This window comes from Pseudomonas sp. 43mfcvi1.1 (assembly GCF_900115935.1).
GTDB classification, from domain to species: Bacteria; Pseudomonadota; Gammaproteobacteria; order Pseudomonadales; family Pseudomonadaceae; genus Aquipseudomonas; species Aquipseudomonas bijieensis.
Genome location: NZ_UETT01000002.1, coordinates 436,426 through 452,158 on the forward strand (window position 1 = coordinate 436,426; position 15,733 = coordinate 452,158).

Sequence of the window (15,733 nt, forward strand, 5' to 3'; positions counted from 1 at the left end):
GATGCATAGCCTTTTGTGGCGAGGGAGCTTGCTCCCGCTGGGCTGCGAAGCGGCCCCAAATAATCCCATGCAATGTTCTCAGACAGACCGTGCCGGCCGGTTTACGACGGCTTCGCCGCCGAGCGGGAGCAAGCTCCCTCGCCACAGTATTGTGTGTGGATAAAGACTCACTTTCCGACTCTCAAGGACGATTCATATGAGCAGCGCTTCAACGGGCATCGGCATGGACCTGAGCTTCTCCCAGTTCATGGCCCGCAAACGCATCGAAAGCCAGATCAACCTGCCACGCCTGTTCGCTGCCATCGACGCTGATCCTGGCATCGCCGGAGCGGGTGTGGTCTATGTCGATTCCGAATACAACGTTGTGACCCTGCGCGAATTCAAGCCGATTTGCAGCATCGCGCCCAAGCGCATCATTCTGCGCGAGGCGAAAAAATACATCGCGCCGCAGCAGTTCATCGACCAGGTGAAAAGCAGCCCGCGTGAATCCAAGCTCGGGCTTGAAGCAACCAATGCCGGGTTGTCCTGTGTCGCCGCGGTGATTGGTTGGGTGGTGGTGTTCAGTGGCAGCGTCGCGGTGCCCTTTACGGCGGGGGCCAGCGCCTTTGTCGTTGCCCTGGGCGCTGCTGCCGCGACGGCCAGTACCGCGCAATGTGTCATTGGCGGGATGCGGGTGGCCAATGAGCTGACCAATCCGACTGGCAACGATGAGATGAATGATGCTGACTGGTACAACATCGTGTCGCCGATCCTTGACGGAGTGTCCCTGGTGGGTGTCGGTGGCTCGGCCCTGACGACTGTCCGACTGCTCAAGGCCAACAAGGCGGCTGGCACTGGAAAGAGTTGGTATCAGTTGCTCAAGGGCTTGAATCGGCAAGAGCGAAGCAAGCTGACCAAGGAACTGTTGACGCTCAAGGACCCGAGCCTGACTGCCAAGCTACTCAAGTTGCAGCAACGGGCCGGGGCCATGCCCAAGCGTTATTCTTCAGCCGAAATCAGGCACGCGACCCTGACCCAGATAAAGGATTCCCTCGGCGGCGCGCTGGGGATCATTGGCAGTTATACCGGCGATGGCGCCGTGAAGACTGTTGCCGTCGGCCTGTATGAGGAATTCACGGAATGATTGGTGGCGGATCGCTCAAGCAATTCCTCGCCCGTTATTTTCCGGTTTTCATGGGGACGATCCTGCTGGGCTGCTTTTCCGGGTCGACCCTGCTTGTGTTGGCCGGAACCACTTATTGGCGTGCCCTGGAGCCGTCAGCCAGGACCGACTATATCGGGCTCGGCACTCTGGCCCTGGTGCTCGTCCTGGTCCTGGGCAACCTCTTGATCGTTCGCGGACGCGCCTGGGCGGTCTGGTGGGTAGCGGGGTATTTCCTGGCCTGTCTGGCGGCAGTGGTGCCTATGCTCGCTTATCGACCGCATCAGGGGGTGTACCTGTTCGCGGTGCTGTTGCCACTGCTGGGGCTGTTGCTGCTCAACAGCAAGCGCCACCGGGAAATGCGCAAAAAACTGGTGGAGATCCGCCGCCAGCGCTCACTCATCACCCAGGCCGCCAAGGCACCACGGTCGCGTCGCTGAGTCGATTCGCGCTGCCCGCGCCGCATTTATGTGCGTTGCTTTGCAGATGAATACGGGCATCGCGCGTTTTTAGTGCTCTACTGCCTTGAGTAGATCAAGAAAGTGTCCGGCCTGCCTGCATGGCATAAGTCTTGCGCCGCTTTCGATATCGCCCAGGCTCGCAGGAGGCACGTCGTGTCGATCCATGTCGCATTGCATCACGTCACGCATTACCGTTACGACCGCGCCGTCGAGCTCGGCCCGCAGATCGTTCGCCTGCGCCCGGCGGCCCACAGCCGCACGCGCATTCTTTCCTATGCGCTGAAGGTTTCGCCCGACCAGCATTTCATCAACTGGCAGCAGGATCCCCAGGGCAACTACCTGGCGCGGCTGGTGTTTCCCGAGAAAACCCGGGAGCTGCGGATCGAGGTCGACCTGCTGGCGGAAATGGCGGTATTCAATCCCTTCGACTTCTTCCTCGAACCCTACGCCGAAAAGATTCCGTTCGCCTACGCGGCCGATGAGCGCAAGGAACTGGCGCCTTACCTGGAAACCCCGCCGCTGACGCCGAGGTTCCAGGCGTATCTGGATGGCATCGACCGCACGCCATTGCCGGCGGTGGATTTCCTGGTGGCGCTCAACCAGCGCCTGAGCGAAGACATCAACTATCTGATCCGCATGGAGCCCGGCGTGCAGACGCCGGAGCACACCCTGGAGCACGCGTCCGGCTCCTGCCGCGACTCGGCCTGGTTGCTGGTGCAGTTGTTACGCAACCTCGGCCTGGCGGCGCGGTTCGTGTCCGGTTACCTGATCCAGTTGACCGCCGATGTGAAAAGCCTCGATGGCCCATCCGGCACCGAGGTGGACTTTACCGACCTGCATGCCTGGTGCGAGGTCTACCTGCCCGGTGCCGGCTGGATCGGCCTGGATGCGACGTCCGGGCTGTTCGCCGGTGAAGGCCATATTCCGCTGGCCTGTAGTCCCGATCCGTCCTCGGCAGCACCGATCAGCGGCCTGGTGGAGCCTTGCGAGTGTGAGTTCAGCCACGAAATGTCCGTCGAGCGGGTCTGGGAAGCGCCGCGGGTGACCAAGCCGTACACCGAAGCGCAATGGCTGGCGATCCAGGCGCTGGGGCGCCAGATCGACGCCGACCTGCTGGAGGGCGATGTGCGCCTGACCATGGGCGGCGAACCGACCTTTGTCTCCATCGATGACCCGGACGGCGCCGAGTGGAACACCGCCGCCCTCGGGCCGGACAAGCGCCGGCTCTCCGCCGAGCTGTTCCAGCGCATGCGCAAGCACTATGCGCCCCAAGGTCTGGTGCACTTTGGCCAGGGCAAGTGGTACCCGGGCGAGCAATTGCCGCGCTGGTCGCTCAACTGCTATTGGCGACGCGATGGTGTGCCGATCTGGCACAACAGCGCATTGATCGCCGACGAGCAGGAGGATTACGGTGCCGATGGCGAACTGGCTGGGCGCTTCCTGGCGAGCGTCGCCGAGCGTTTGAAGATTCCTGCGCGGTTCGTGTTTCCGGCCTACGAAGACAATTTCTACTACCTCTGGCGCGAAGGTGCGTTGCCGTCGAATGTCACGGCCGAGGATCCGCGTCTGGAGGACGCCCTGGAGCGGGCACGATTGCGCAAGGTCTTCAGCCAGGGCCTGGATAAAGTGATTGGCCAGGTCCTGCCGCTGGCTCGCACTGCCAAGGGCGATCAATGGCAAAGCGGTCGTTGGTACCTGCGCGACAACCACTGCCGCCTGGTGCCGGGGGATTCGCCCCTGGGCTATCGCTTGCCGCTGGCGTCCCAGCCTTGGGTGACGGCGGCCGAGTACCCGTACATTCATCCCACCGACCCGAACCAGGACTTGCCTGAACTGCCCGGCACCGAGTCGCTGGCGCGTCACGGCGAGTCGGCGACCGAACAGGAGCGTGTCCCACAGATCGACATATCCGCCGACTGGCTGACCCGCACTGCCTTCTGTGCCGAGGCCCGTGAAGGCCGGCTCTATCTGTTCATGTCGCCGCTGGAGCGGGTCGAGGATTATCTGGAGCTGGTCAGCGCCATCGAGGCGACGGCTGAGGAGTTGCACTGTCCGGTGCTGTTGGAAGGCTACGAGCCGCCGAGCGACCCGCGCCTGAGCAATTTTCGCATCACCCCCGACCCCGGTGTGATCGAGGTCAACGTGCAACCCTCGGCAACCTGGGATGAGTTGGTCGAGCGCACCGAGTTCCTCTACGAGCAGGCGCGACAGACTCGGCTGACCACCGAGAAATTCATGATCGATGGCCGGCACACCGGCACTGGTGGCGGTAACCATTTCGTACTGGGTGGCGCGACACCGGCTGACTCACCGTTCCTACGGCGTCCCGACCTGTTGCGCAGCCTGATCAGCTATTGGCATAACCACCCGTCGTTGTCCTACCTGTTTTCCGGATTGTTCATCGGCCCGACCTCCCAGGCGCCTCGGGTGGATGAGGCGCGCAACGACGCGTTGTACGAGCTGGAAATCGCTTTTGCGCAAATGCCACAACCCGGCGAGGAATGCCCGCCATGGTTGGTCGATCGCTTGCTGCGCAACCTGTTGATCGACGTGACAGGCAATACCCACCGCGCCGAATTCTGCATCGACAAGCTCTACTCACCGGACGGCGCCACGGGCCGTCTTGGCCTGTTGGAACTGCGTGCTTTCGAAATGCCGCCTCACGCGCGCATGAGCCTGGCCCAGCAATTATTGCTAAGGGCGCTGGTGGCGCGGTTCTGGCGTGAGCCTTATGCACCGGCGAAATTGGCGCGCTGGGGCACGGAGCTGCATGACCGTTTCCTGTTGCCGCACTTTATCGAGCAGGATTTTGCCGACGTCATCCATGAGCTGAACGCCGCCGGTTACCCGCTGCGGGCCGAGTGGTTCGCCGCACACCTGGAGTTCCGCTTCCCCAAAGTGGGCGATTACGCGGTCAACGGTATCGAACTGCAATTGCGCCAGGCCCTCGAGCCTTGGCATGTGCTGGGGGAAGAGGGCGCGGTGGGCGGCACTGTGCGTTATGTGGACTCCTCCCTGGAGCGCTTGCAGGTCAAGCTCAGCGGCCTGGCGCCGCAACGCTACCTGCTGACGTGCAATGGCGTGCCGGTGCCGTTGCAACCCACCGGCCGGGTTGGCGAGTTCGTCGCCGGGGTGCGTTTCCGCGCCTGGCAACCGGCCAACTGCTTGCAACCGACCATCCCGGTGCATGCGCCGCTGGTCTTCGACTTGCTCGACACCTGGATGCAACGTTCCATAGGCGGTTGCCAGTATCACGTGGCTCATCCGGGCGGGCGCAACTACGACAGCCTGCCGGTCAATGCCAATGAGGCTGAGAGCCGGCGGATGGCGCGTTTCTTCCGTCTCGGACACACGCCTGGGAAACTTCCTATACCCAGCCTGGCCATGGATGACGAGTTTCCCCTCACGCTCGATCTGCGACGGTTCTGAGTCTTACGCGACGCCCGGATATTTCAACTATCCGGGCGTCATGCGCTTGCGCTAGTCTCACCTTTCATTGCCGTCTGCCGAGCTTTCCATGCCTGACCTGCTTGACCATTACCCGCTGACAACGGGCACCTATCATGAACTGCTGGACGACAGCGGCACCGTGCGTACGCACTGGCGGCGGCTGTTCGACCAGTTGCAGCGCAGCACGCCGGCCCAGTTGGTCCAGCGCCAGGCCCTGCTGACCCGGCAGATCCAGGAAAACGGCGTGACCTATAACGTCTACGCGGACCCCAAAGGCGCCGACCGGCCGTGGGAACTGGACCTGCTGCCCCACGTGATCGACCCGCAAGAGTGGAAGCAACTGTCGGCCGGAATCGCCCAGCGTGCTCGGCTGCTCAACGCGGTGCTGGCCGACCTGTACGGGCCACAACGGCTGATCAGCGAAGGGCTGTTGCCGGCAGAACTGGTGTATGGGCACAACAATTTCCTTTGGCCTTGCCAGGGCATCGCGCCGCCGGACGGCAGCTTTCTGCACCTGTATGCGGTGGATCTGGCGCGCACGCCCGATGGACGCTGGTGGGTCACGGCGGATCGGACCCAGGCGCCTTCAGGTGCCGGATACGCGTTGGAAAATCGCATGATCGTTTCCCGCGCCTTTCCCGATTTGTATCGTGATCTGAAGGTGCGGCACTTGTCCGGCTTTTTCCGTACCTTGCAGGAAACCCTGGCACGACAGGCTCCCAGCGACGGCGAATCGCCGCTGGTGGTGCTGTTGACGCCGGGGCGCTTCAACGAAAGTTATTTCGAACATCTCTACCTGGCGCGCCAGTTGGGTTATCCGCTGGTAGAAGGGGGTGACCTGACCGTTCGGGACGCCACGGTCTACCTCAAGACCCTCAGCGGCCTGCGTCGGGTCCACGCCATCATGCGCCGGCTCGACGACGATTTCTGCGACCCCTTGGAGCTGCGCACCGATTCAGCCCTCGGCGTGCCAGGGTTGTTGGAAGCGGTGCGTCAGGGCCGGGTACTGGTGGCCAATGCTCTAGGCAGCGGCGTGCTGGAATCACCGGGCCTCCTGGGGTTCCTGCCAAAGATCAACCAGTACCTGTTCGGCGAAGAGCTGCTGCTGCCGTCCATCGCCACCTGGTGGTGCGGTGAGCCGCCGGTGCTGGCCCAGGCCCTGGAAAAATTGCCGCAGCTGTTGATCAAGCCGGCGTTTCCTTCCCAGAGTTTCAGCCCGGTGTTCGGCCGCGACCTGAGCGAGAAGCAGCGCGTCCAACTGGCGGCGCGCATGCAGGCACGGCCCTATGCCTATGTCGCCCAGGAACTGGCGCAATTGTCCCAGGCCCCGGTCTGGCAGGCCGAAGATGGCCAGATCCAGCCCAGGGCGATTGGCATGCGCATGTATGCCGTGTCCGGCAAGGACGATTACCGGGTGCTACCGGGTGGGCTGACCCGCGTGGCCGCCGAGGCCGACGCCGAAGTGGTGTCGATGCAGCGCGGTGGCGCCAGCAAGGACACCTGGGTGCTGGGGGAGCAGGCGCCTGGCGGTGAACAATGGAAGGCCCAGCGAACCGTGGGGGTCCACGACCTGGTTCGACGCGATCCGTATTTGCCTTCGCGGGTGGTGGAAAACCTGTTCTGGTTCGGTCGCTACTGCGAGCGTTGCGACGACAGCGCGCGGCTGCTGCGGATCATGCTGGCGCGCTATGTCGATGGCGACGACCCACAGGCCCTGCAATCGGCGGTGTCCCTGGGCGAAAGCCTGATGCTGTTGCCCGAAGAGGGCGAGTTGCCCGAGCGTTTGCTGGCGGCACTGTTGGGGGATGACTGGTCGTTCAGCCTGCGCGCCAACCTGCAACGCTTGCAGTGGGCGGCCTCGCAGGTGCGCGGCAAGTTGTCCCGGGAAAACTGGCAAGCGCTGGTGGAATTGCAGCGCGAGGCCATGGAGTTGGAAACCGGGGAGCCGGATTTTGGTGAACTGCTGGATTTCCTCAACCGATTGGTGATGTCCCTGGCGGCATTGTCCGGGTTCGCCCTGGACGATATGACCCGCGATGAGGGCTGGCGCTTCTTGATGATGGGCCGGCGCCTGGAGCGCTTGCAGTTTCTCAGCAGTAGCCTGGCTGCGTTCCTGCGGGGCGAGGCGGTGTTCGACCAGGCCGGGCTGGAGTGGTTGTTGGAACTGGGCAACAGCAGCATCACCTACCGCTCGCGCTATTTGGCGGTGGCCCAGTTGATCCCGGTGCTGGACCTGTTGCTACTGGACGAGCAGAACCCCCACGCGGTGCTCTTCCAGTTGAAATTGGTGGCCCGTACCCTCAAGCGCTTGAACGATGATTTTGCCGCGCCCAGGGAAACCGCATTGCCGGACTTGGTCGCACGCCTGTCACGCTTTGACCTGCGATGCCTGGAAAACCCCCTGTTTGGTGAAGCCAGCCTGCGCGCCGCACTCGATGGTCTGGCCGACCTGTTGCAGGAAGTGGCCGACGTCAGTGGCCAGGTCTCCGATCGCCTGGCGTTGCGTCATTTCGCCCATGTCGATGATGTCAGCCAACGCACGGTGTCCGTCTGATGAACGCTCGTTACCAGATCCTCCACGACACTCATTATCACTACGACAGCCCGGTGTCCCTGGCCCAGCAACTCGCTCACTTGTGGCCGCGCGCCTGTGACTGGCAGCGGTGCACCGAACAACAGTTGCTGATCAGCCCGGAGCCGACGATCCGTCGCGATGAGCAGGATGTGTTCGGCAACCCGCTGACGCGCCTGGCCTTTGAACGGCCCCATGACGAGCTGTTGGTCAATGCTCGCTTGAGTGTCGAGGTGCTGACTCGCCCCGAGTTGGATTTCAACCTGTCCCCGGCCTGGGAGTCGACCTGCAACGCGCTGACCTACAGTGGCCGGCCACTCGCGGCGCCACTGCTGGAGGCGTGCCGTTACCGTTTCGAGTCACCGTATGTGCACCTCAAGCGCAGTTTCGTCGAGTTTTCCGAAAGCTGCTTCCCGCCGGGGCGACCCTTGATGGTGGGGGTTCGAGCGCTGATGGAGAAAATTTTCGAGGAGTTCACCTTCGATGCCGAGGCGACCCAGGTGGCAACGCCGCTGGTGGAGGTGCTGGAGCGGCGGCGGGGCGTATGCCAGGACTTTGCTCACCTGATGCTGGCTTGTGTGCGCTCTCGCGGTTTGGCGGCGCGTTACGTCAGTGGCTACCTGCTGACCCAGCCGCCACCCGGCCAGCCACGGCTGATTGGCGCCGATGCGTCCCATGCCTGGGTCTCGGTGTATTGCCCGGTGTTGGGCTGGGTGGACTTCGACCCGACCAACAACGTACAGCCGGCCCTGGAACACATCACTCTGGCCTGGGGCCGGGATTTTTCCGATGTGTCGCCGCTGCGGGGAGTGATCCTGGGGGGCGGTGCCCATGATCCTGAAGTGCGTGTGACGGTGATGCCACTGGAGTCGTGAAGCGTTCCCTTGTGGGAGCGAGCCTGCTCGCGATGAGGCCATCACATCCAGCATGTAATTGACTGTCGTGACGCTATCGCGAGCAGGCTCGCTCCCACAGTATGTATCGAACTAAGGAGGGTGCATGTTCCCGGTGTCCATCAAAGGCGTGCTGCAATCCCCCGAAGGCCTGGTTGTGCTGATGCTCAACGAACGGGACGAATGGGAACTGCCCGGTGGGCGGATCGAACTGGGCGAAACGGCGCCGCAATGTCTGGCGCGGGAAATTGCCGAGGAGCTGGCGGTTGAGGTGAGTGTAGGGGAGCCGTTGGATTCGTACCTGTTCGAGGTCATTCCCGGCAAGCACGTCTTCATCTCCACGTACCGCTGCCAGTTGCTGGGCGGTTTCGTGCCGATCGTCAGTCATGAGCACAAAGAGATCGGGCTGTTCGCGCCGGGCCGGTTGCCGGTGAACCTGCCTGTCGGTTATCGCCTGTCGATTACCAAGGCGCTGGGATTGTAAGGGTCGACAGCGGGGCTGTCGGCCCTGGACACAAGATGGGGTATCAGGCGTCGGGTGCCTGATCTTTCGGTGCATCGACGTCATGTTCTGCTGCTACTTCGCCTTCGGTATCCGGGCTCAGTGCGGCTTCTTCTTCAGCTGTGGCTTTCTTGCGCTGCAGCTTTTCCTCTTTCTTCTGCTCCTTGGCCAGGTCTCTCTGACGTTTGGCGAAGGAATAATTGGGTTTAGCCATGGGCGATCCTCTGGGGTCGAAGGTGAGGTAGAGCGGCGCGTATTCTGCCCTGTATCGGGGCCGAGCCGTTAGCTGGGTTTTTGTTCGGCCCACTTTGGCTGCACGGACGGTTGCCATTCGTCCAGCGCATCGAGCAGGTTGTGCGGTGATTGGCTCACTTGCAGCATGTCACGATGGGCCGGGCGGACGAAGCCTTCGCCGACGATATGATCGAGAAAACCGGTGAGCTTGCTGTAGAAACCGTTCACTTCCAGCAGCCCCAGCGGCTTGCCGTGGTAGCCGAGCTGGCCCCAGGTCCAGACCTCGAACAACTCCTCCAGCGTGCCGAGGCCGCCGGGCAGGGCGATGAAGGCATCGCTGAGTTCGGCCATGCGCGCCTTGCGGGCATGCATGCCATCCACCACTTCCAGGCGGGTCAGGCCGCCGTGGCCGATTTCCTTGTCCTTCAGGCTTTGCGGGATGATACCGATGACCTCGCCGCCGGCCGCCAGGGCCGCATCGGCGACGATGCCCATCAGGCCGACGGCTCCGCCACCATAGACCAGGGTCAATTTTCGTTCCGCCAACGCCCGGCCCAGGGCCTGCGCCGCTTCACGATACGTTGGATCGGTGCCGGTGCTGGCGCCGCAAAATACACAAACGGATGCTATGGACATGCTTTACTCCATGATCAGTAACCGATCCAGAGTAAAGCCTGGCCTATGCTGCGCAAAGGACTTAAACCTCGCGTTGGGGTTTTTCGTAGGTACCACTGGCGCCGCAGGCATAGGCGGCGAGCAAGCTGCACAACAGGCTGTTGAGGTTCATGATGGGCGCTCCAGAGAGGTGATGGGGCCAATCATAGAGAGGTGTCATTCCTCTGGCTGGTTGATTGTGTCCATCAGGCTGATAGCCTTAAGTTGTATACAATGTTTGATTCAGGTCATAGGAACTTGTCTCAAATTCAGGCAGTCTTCCCCTTTGACGGAATTTTGTTAACCATGCCTTGGAGATTCACGATGTTTGCCAAACTTGTTGCAGTATCCCTGTTGACGCTGGCCAGCAGCCAACTGATGGCAGCGGAGTGCAAGACCACCATCGATTCGACCGACCAGATGTCCTTCAACACCAAGGCCATCGAGATCGACAAGAGCTGCAAGACGTTCACCGTTGAGCTGACTCACTCGGGCAGCTTGCCGAAAAACGTCATGGGCCATAACTGGGTGCTGAGCAAAGAGGCTGACATGCAGCCGATCGCCACTGATGGCCTGGCCGCCGGTATCGACAAGAACTACCTGAAAGAAAATGACGCTCGCGTCATCGCCCATACCAAAATCATTGGTGCCGGGGAGAAAGACTCGGTGACTTTCGACGTATCGAAACTGGATGCCGCTGAAAAGTACGGCTTCTTCTGCTCGTTCCCAGGCCACATCTCGATGATGAAAGGCACTGTTACCCTGAAGTAACCCGCTTCGGCATCAAAAAAGCGCCCCCGTGCAGGGCGCTTTTTTGTGTCCGGCCAATAATCGCATCTCCTGTGGGAGCGAGCCTGCTCGCGATGGCTGCGGCACATTCAACATCAATGCAAACTGATCCACCGTTATCGCGAGCAGGCTCGCTCCCACAGGGACTGCCGGTCACGGCGCGTACGGCATCACCCGCTTGTGCTCGGTCTTGCGGTAGGTGTCGCAAATGATCCTGAACGCCTCGTCCCGCACCGGCTCGCCGTGCAGGAAAGCATCGATCTCGGCGTAGGTCACACCGTGGGAGGCTTCGTCCGGCTTGCCTGGCGACAGGTCTTCGAGATCGGCGGTGGGGACTTTTTCCACCAGCGATTCCGGTGCGCCGAAGTCTCGGGCAATGGCCCGGACCTGGTTTTTCACCAGGCCGCTGAGCGGGGCCAAGTCGCAAGCACCGTCACCGAACTTGGTGAAGAAGCCCATCACCGCTTCGGCTGCATGATCGGTACCGATTACCAGGCCTTGCTCAGTGCCCGCGATGGTGTATTGCGCCACCATGCGCATCCGCGCCTTGGTATTGCCCAGCACGAAATCCCGCGACACCGCTGCCTTGCCTTCGAACGCTGCGACCTGCTCGGCCAAGGCTTTGACCGCCGGACCGATGTTGACGGTATGACGCTCGTCCGGATCGATGAAGTCCACACAGGCTTGCGCTTCATGTTCGTCGAACTGGGTTTCGTACGGCAGGCGCACGGCGATGAACTTGTAGGCGGTGTTGCCGGTTTTCTCCCGCAGTTCGCGCATGGCTCGTTGGGCCAGCAGCCCGGCAGTCAGCGAGTCGACCCCGCCACTGATGCCCAGCACGAGGGACTTGAGACCGGAGTTGACCAGGCAATCCTGGATAAAGCCCACCCGCCGGGCGATTTCGGCCTTGAGGGCGGCGTCATCGGCGAACGGTGGCTGGACCTTGAGCTGTTCAGCAATCTCACGCTGTACGGCTTGCATGAATTCACTCCTTGCTTGATGTGTCAGAAAGGGCGGCAGGTACTTGGAAAACGTGTCGCATGTAGGCGACGAAATTCGGGTCTTTGCAATGGGTCTTGCCGGGCTCGTCTGAAATCTTGGCCACGGGTTGCCCGTCACAGCTGATCATTTTAAGCACGATGCTCATCGGCTCTACACCTGGAATGTCACATGTCAGGTTGGTGCCAATACCGAAGCTGACATTAATGCGACCACGCAATGCCCGAAAAATCTCCAGGCATTTGGGCAATGTCAGGCTATCGGAGAACACCAGGGTCTTGCTCATCGGGTCGATGCCGAGCTTGTGATAGTGGGCGATGGCTTTTTCGGCCCAGATCACCGGGTCGCCGGAGTCGTGGCGCAAACCGTCGAACAGCTTGGCGAAGAACAGATCGAAATCCTTGAGGAAGGCGTCCATGGTGATGCAGTCGGTCAGGGCGATCCCCAGCAGACCGCGGTACTCGCGCACCCAGCAATCGAGGGCGGCGATCTGGCTGTCGATCAGTCGCGGGCCCAGTTGCTGGTGGGCCATGATCCATTCATGGGCCATGGTGCCCAGCGGTTTCATGTCCAGCTCACGGGACAGGTGCACGTTGCTGGTGCCAACGAAACGCCCCGGGAAGTCGTGCTTGAGCACGTTGACCACTTCTTCCTGGACGCGGAAGGAAAAACGACGGCGGGTGCCGAAGTCCGCGACTTGCAGCTCGGACAGCTCTTCGGCGCTGGCGTTGGCGCTCAGCCAGTCGAACTTGCGATACAACTGCTCGCGGGCCTGCTCCAGGACAATTTCACGGTAGCGATAGCGGTTGCGTACCTCGCTGACAATCGCCAGCAGCGGCACTTCGAACAGAATCACGTGCAGCCACGGCCCACGCAGGCGGATAAACAGTTCACCGTTGTCGATACCGGTATGCACGTAGCGCAGGTTGAAGCGAAACAGTCCCAGGAAACGCAGGAAGTCCGGTTTGAGGAAGCTGATACGCTCCAGGAAGCCCAACTGGTCGGCGCTCAGGCTCAACTCGGCCAGACGCTCGATCTGGAAGCGGATCTCCGCCAGGTACGGGCGCAAGTCCTCGCTGTTGCGGCAACGAAATTCCCACTCGACTTCGACGTTGGGGTAGTTGTGCAGCACTGCCTGCATCATCGTCAGTTTGTAGAAGTCGGTGTCGAGCAGGTTCTGCACGATACGATCGGCAAATACGCTCTCGCTCATAACGGGAATCTCCAGACAGGCCGCTGCGGTAGGCGGCGGGGTGCTGCGGTTGGTGAAGGGGTTAGTGGCGCATATCACTCATGATGATTGCCAGTTTTTTTTGGTCACTGAAGCTTTTTTGGCCATGAACGTCATCCATGGCTTATTGCTGCAGTCCATCCGGGTTGTCGATCTGCTCCAGCATCCACTCGACAAAAAGCCGCACCTTGGGTACTTCCGCCGAATGTTCCGGGTAGGCCAGGTAGTAGGCGTTGGTGCTGGGCATCGCATGAGGCCAGGGAATGACCAACTTGCCGTCGGCCAATTCTTCTTCCACCAAAAAACGCGGCAGTAAGGCTACGCCACAGCCAACCTGGGCGGCACGAATGCACATGTAGAAGGTTTCGAAGCGCGGCCCGTGGTAGCTGTGTTCGGTGTGATAGCCCTGGTTGTCGAACCAGTCGTGCCAGGCCTGGGGGCGCGAGGCATTTTGCAAAAGCACCAGCTCGGCCAGTTGGGTCGGGTCGGTAAAAGGCTGCTCAGGCAGGCTGCCGGGCGCGCAGACCGGCACCAGTTCTTCGCCAAACAGCTTCAGGGATTCGGTGCCGGGCCGTGAGCCCTGGCCGAAATAGAACGCCAGGTCGCTGCGCCCTTGCAGCAGATCGTCGGCCTCCTGCTCGCTGCACAGGTCCAGGTGAATCGTCGGATGCCGCAGTCGCCAGCCCTTCAGGCGCGGGACCAGCCAGCGGGCACCGAAGGTCGGGGGAGTGGAAACGCGCAGGACTTCGGTATCGCCGCCGTAGGAGCGCAGGTAATGGGTAGACATCTCCACCTGCGTGAGGATTTTTCGCACTTCTCCCAGGTACAAGTCTCCGGCTGGCGTCAGTTGCAAGCGGCGGCGTATGCGCCGGAACAGCAAATGCTGCAGCAACTCCTCCAATTGCGCGACCTGCTTGCTGACTGCGCTCTGGGTCAGGTTCAGCTCTTCGGCGGCGCGGGTGAAGCTCAGGTGGCGGGTCACCGCTTCGAAGCACTGCAGTGCCGTGATCGACGGCAAATAGCGTTTATTGAGCATGATGAGGCCTTATTTCTTGTGGCTCTGCTTATCCGGTCATGGCCAGCATGAATAAACGGAATGATATCTCGCTTAAAGGTCGTTTGTTGGCAAGTCTCGGGCCAGCTACAACTACAGGTCTGATCAGCCGTATTCGTCCGGCTGCCAATTCTTTGTCTTTCGTTTGAGGAAATTTTCCATGGTTGCTGCATTGCTTGATCGCCTGGGCGTCGACTCGGCCCTGTACCAGAACGGCACACAACCGGTGCATTCGCCCATTGATGGCAGTCGCATCGGCGCCGTGAACTGGGAAGGCGCGGCTGAAGTCGAGCAGCAGGTCAGCCGTGCCGAACACGCTTTCGACCTGTGGCGCCAGGTGCCGGCCCCGCGTCGTGGCGAGCTGGTACGTCAATTCGGTGACCTGTTGCGTGAATACAAGGCTGACCTTGGCGAACTGGTGTCGTGGGAAGCTGGCAAGATCACCCAGGAAGGCCTGGGTGAAGTGCAAGAGATGATCGACATCTGCGACTTCGCCGTCGGCCTGTCCCGCCAGTTGTACGGCCTGACCATCGCCTCCGAGCGTCCGGGCCACCACATGCGTGAGTCCTGGCACCCGCTGGGCGTGGTCGGGGTGATCAGTGCCTTCAACTTCCCCGTCGCGGTCTGGGCCTGGAACACTACGCTGGCCCTGGTGTGCGGCAACGCGGTGATCTGGAAACCGTCGGAAAAGACCCCGCTCACCGCCCTGGCGTGCCAGGCGTTGTTCGAGCGTGTACTGAAGAACTTCAGCGATGCACCGCCGTACCTGAGCCAGGTGATCATTGGTGGTCGCGATGCCGGTGAAGCATTGGTGGATGACCCGCGCGTGGCCTTGATCAGCGCCACCGGCAGCACCCGCATGGGCCGTGAAGTGGCGCCGAAAGTCGCCGCGCGCTTCGCCCGCAGCATTCTGGAGCTGGGCGGCAACAACGCCATGATCCTGGCCCCGAGCGCCGACCTGGATATGGCCGTGCGCGCCATCCTGTTCAGCGCCGTCGGCACCGCCGGCCAGCGTTGCACCACCCTGCGCCGGCTGATTGCCCACGAGTCGGTGAAGGAAGAAATCGTCACCCGCCTCAAGGCCGCCTATTCGAAAGTGCGCATTGGCCACCCACTGGAAGGCAATCTGGTCGGGCCGCTGATCGACAAGCACAGCTTCGACAACATGCAGGATGCGCTGGAGCAGGCCTTGAGCGAAGGCGGGCGAGTATTTGGTGGCAAGCGCCAGCTCGAAGACCAGTTCCCGAATGCCTATTACGTCTCGCCGGCCATCGTCGAGATGCCGGAGCAGAGTGATGTGGTGCGTAGCGAAACCTTCGCCCCGATCCTGTACGTGGTCGGCTACAAGGACTTTGCCGAGGCCCTGCACCTGAACAACGCCGTGCCCCAAGGCCTGTCGTCCTGCATCTTCACCACCGACGTGCGTGAAGCCGAGCAGTTCATGTCGGCGGTGGGCAGCGACTGCGGCATCGCCAACGTCAACATCGGCCCGAGCGGCGCGGAAATCGGCGGTGCATTCGGCGGTGAGAAAGAAACCGGCGGCGGTCGCGAATCCGGTTCCGACGCCTGGCGCGGCTACATGCGTCGCCAGACCAACACCGTGAACTACTCGCTGGAGTTGCCGTTGGCGCAGGGGATTACCTTCGACTGAGGCTGAGTCAACGGAATTCCCTGTGGGAGCGAGCCTGCTCGCGATAGCGCCGGATCAGCCGACATCAATATTGGCAGATACACCGCCATCGCGAGCGGGCTC

General features: G+C 61.6%; 13 protein-coding genes. 8 read left to right on the top strand and 5 right to left on the bottom strand.

Going from position 1 to position 15,733, the window contains the following annotated elements; translation table 11 throughout:
• The first annotated feature begins 196 nt into the window (after positions 1-196).
• The 6 genes from DTP52_RS05350 (at position 197) to DTP52_RS05375 (ending at position 9,001) form a co-directional block, all read left to right on the top strand.
• On the top strand, positions 197-1,123 hold the full coding sequence (locus DTP52_RS05350; protein WP_109752172.1) for an NAD synthetase: 927 nt from the start codon (positions 197-199) through the stop codon (positions 1,121-1,123).
• The gene (locus DTP52_RS05355) at positions 1,120-1,581 is read left to right on the top strand and encodes a hypothetical protein (RefSeq protein WP_109752173.1); all 462 of its coding nucleotides are present in this window, start codon (positions 1,120-1,122) and stop codon (positions 1,579-1,581) included. The genes DTP52_RS05350 and DTP52_RS05355 overlap by 4 nt, the downstream gene beginning before the upstream one ends.
• Before the next feature lie 174 nt (positions 1,582-1,755).
• A complete protein-coding gene (locus DTP52_RS05360) occupies positions 1,756-5,031 on the top strand; it encodes a DUF2126 domain-containing protein (RefSeq protein WP_109752174.1) in 3,276 nt (1,091 codons plus the stop codon).
• A gap of 88 nt (positions 5,032-5,119) precedes the next feature.
• Entirely contained in the window at positions 5,120-7,606 is a 2,487-nt protein-coding gene (locus tag DTP52_RS05365) for a circularly permuted type 2 ATP-grasp protein (protein WP_109752175.1), read from the top strand.
• A complete protein-coding gene (locus DTP52_RS05370; RefSeq protein WP_109752176.1) occupies positions 7,606-8,499 on the top strand; it encodes a transglutaminase family protein in 894 nt (297 codons plus the stop codon). The genes DTP52_RS05365 and DTP52_RS05370 overlap by 1 nt, the downstream gene beginning before the upstream one ends.
• Before the next feature lie 124 nt (positions 8,500-8,623).
• Positions 8,624-9,001 carry an NUDIX domain-containing protein gene (locus DTP52_RS05375; RefSeq protein WP_109752177.1) on the top strand — a complete coding sequence of 126 codons (378 nt, stop codon included), beginning with the start codon at positions 8,624-8,626 and terminating at the stop codon, positions 8,999-9,001.
• A gap of 43 nt (positions 9,002-9,044) precedes the next feature.
• On the opposite strand, the gene DTP52_RS05380 is transcribed toward DTP52_RS05375, so the two are convergent.
• Both DTP52_RS05380 and DTP52_RS05385 read right to left on the bottom strand, forming a co-directional pair.
• A complete protein-coding gene (locus tag DTP52_RS05380; RefSeq protein WP_109752178.1) occupies positions 9,045-9,233 on the bottom strand; it encodes a hypothetical protein in 189 nt (62 codons plus the stop codon).
• Positions 9,234-9,301: 68 nt separating this feature from the next.
• Positions 9,302-9,889: a TIGR00730 family Rossman fold protein gene (locus DTP52_RS05385; RefSeq protein ID WP_109752179.1), complete on the bottom strand. Its 588-nt coding sequence runs from the start codon at positions 9,887-9,889 to the stop codon at positions 9,302-9,304.
• 342 nt (positions 9,890-10,231) lie between these two features.
• Here DTP52_RS05385 and azu point away from each other — a divergent pair, with 342 nt between their 5' ends.
• Positions 10,232-10,678 carry an azurin gene (gene azu, locus DTP52_RS05390; protein ID WP_109752180.1) on the top strand — a complete coding sequence of 149 codons (447 nt, stop codon included), beginning with the start codon at positions 10,232-10,234 and terminating at the stop codon, positions 10,676-10,678.
• A 171-nt stretch (positions 10,679-10,849) separates the two neighbouring features.
• On the opposite strand, the gene nadE is transcribed toward azu, so the two are convergent.
• The 3 genes from nadE to DTP52_RS05410 form a co-directional block, all read right to left on the bottom strand.
• On the bottom strand, positions 10,850-11,677 hold the full coding sequence (gene nadE, locus DTP52_RS05400) for an ammonia-dependent NAD(+) synthetase (protein ID WP_109752181.1): 828 nt from the start codon (positions 11,675-11,677) through the stop codon (positions 10,850-10,852).
• A gap of 4 nt (positions 11,678-11,681) precedes the next feature.
• Positions 11,682-12,908, bottom strand: coding sequence for a nicotinate phosphoribosyltransferase (gene pncB, locus DTP52_RS05405; RefSeq protein ID WP_109752182.1), 1,227 nt, complete (start codon positions 12,906-12,908; stop codon positions 11,682-11,684).
• A gap of 142 nt (positions 12,909-13,050) precedes the next feature.
• Positions 13,051-13,962, bottom strand: coding sequence for a LysR family transcriptional regulator (locus DTP52_RS05410; RefSeq protein WP_109752183.1), 912 nt, complete (start codon positions 13,960-13,962; stop codon positions 13,051-13,053).
• A gap of 178 nt (positions 13,963-14,140) precedes the next feature.
• Here DTP52_RS05410 and DTP52_RS05415 point away from each other — a divergent pair, with 178 nt between their 5' ends.
• On the top strand, positions 14,141-15,631 hold the full coding sequence (locus tag DTP52_RS05415) for an aldehyde dehydrogenase family protein (RefSeq protein WP_109752184.1): 1,491 nt from the start codon (positions 14,141-14,143) through the stop codon (positions 15,629-15,631).
• The last annotated feature ends 102 nt before the right edge of the window (positions 15,632-15,733 follow it).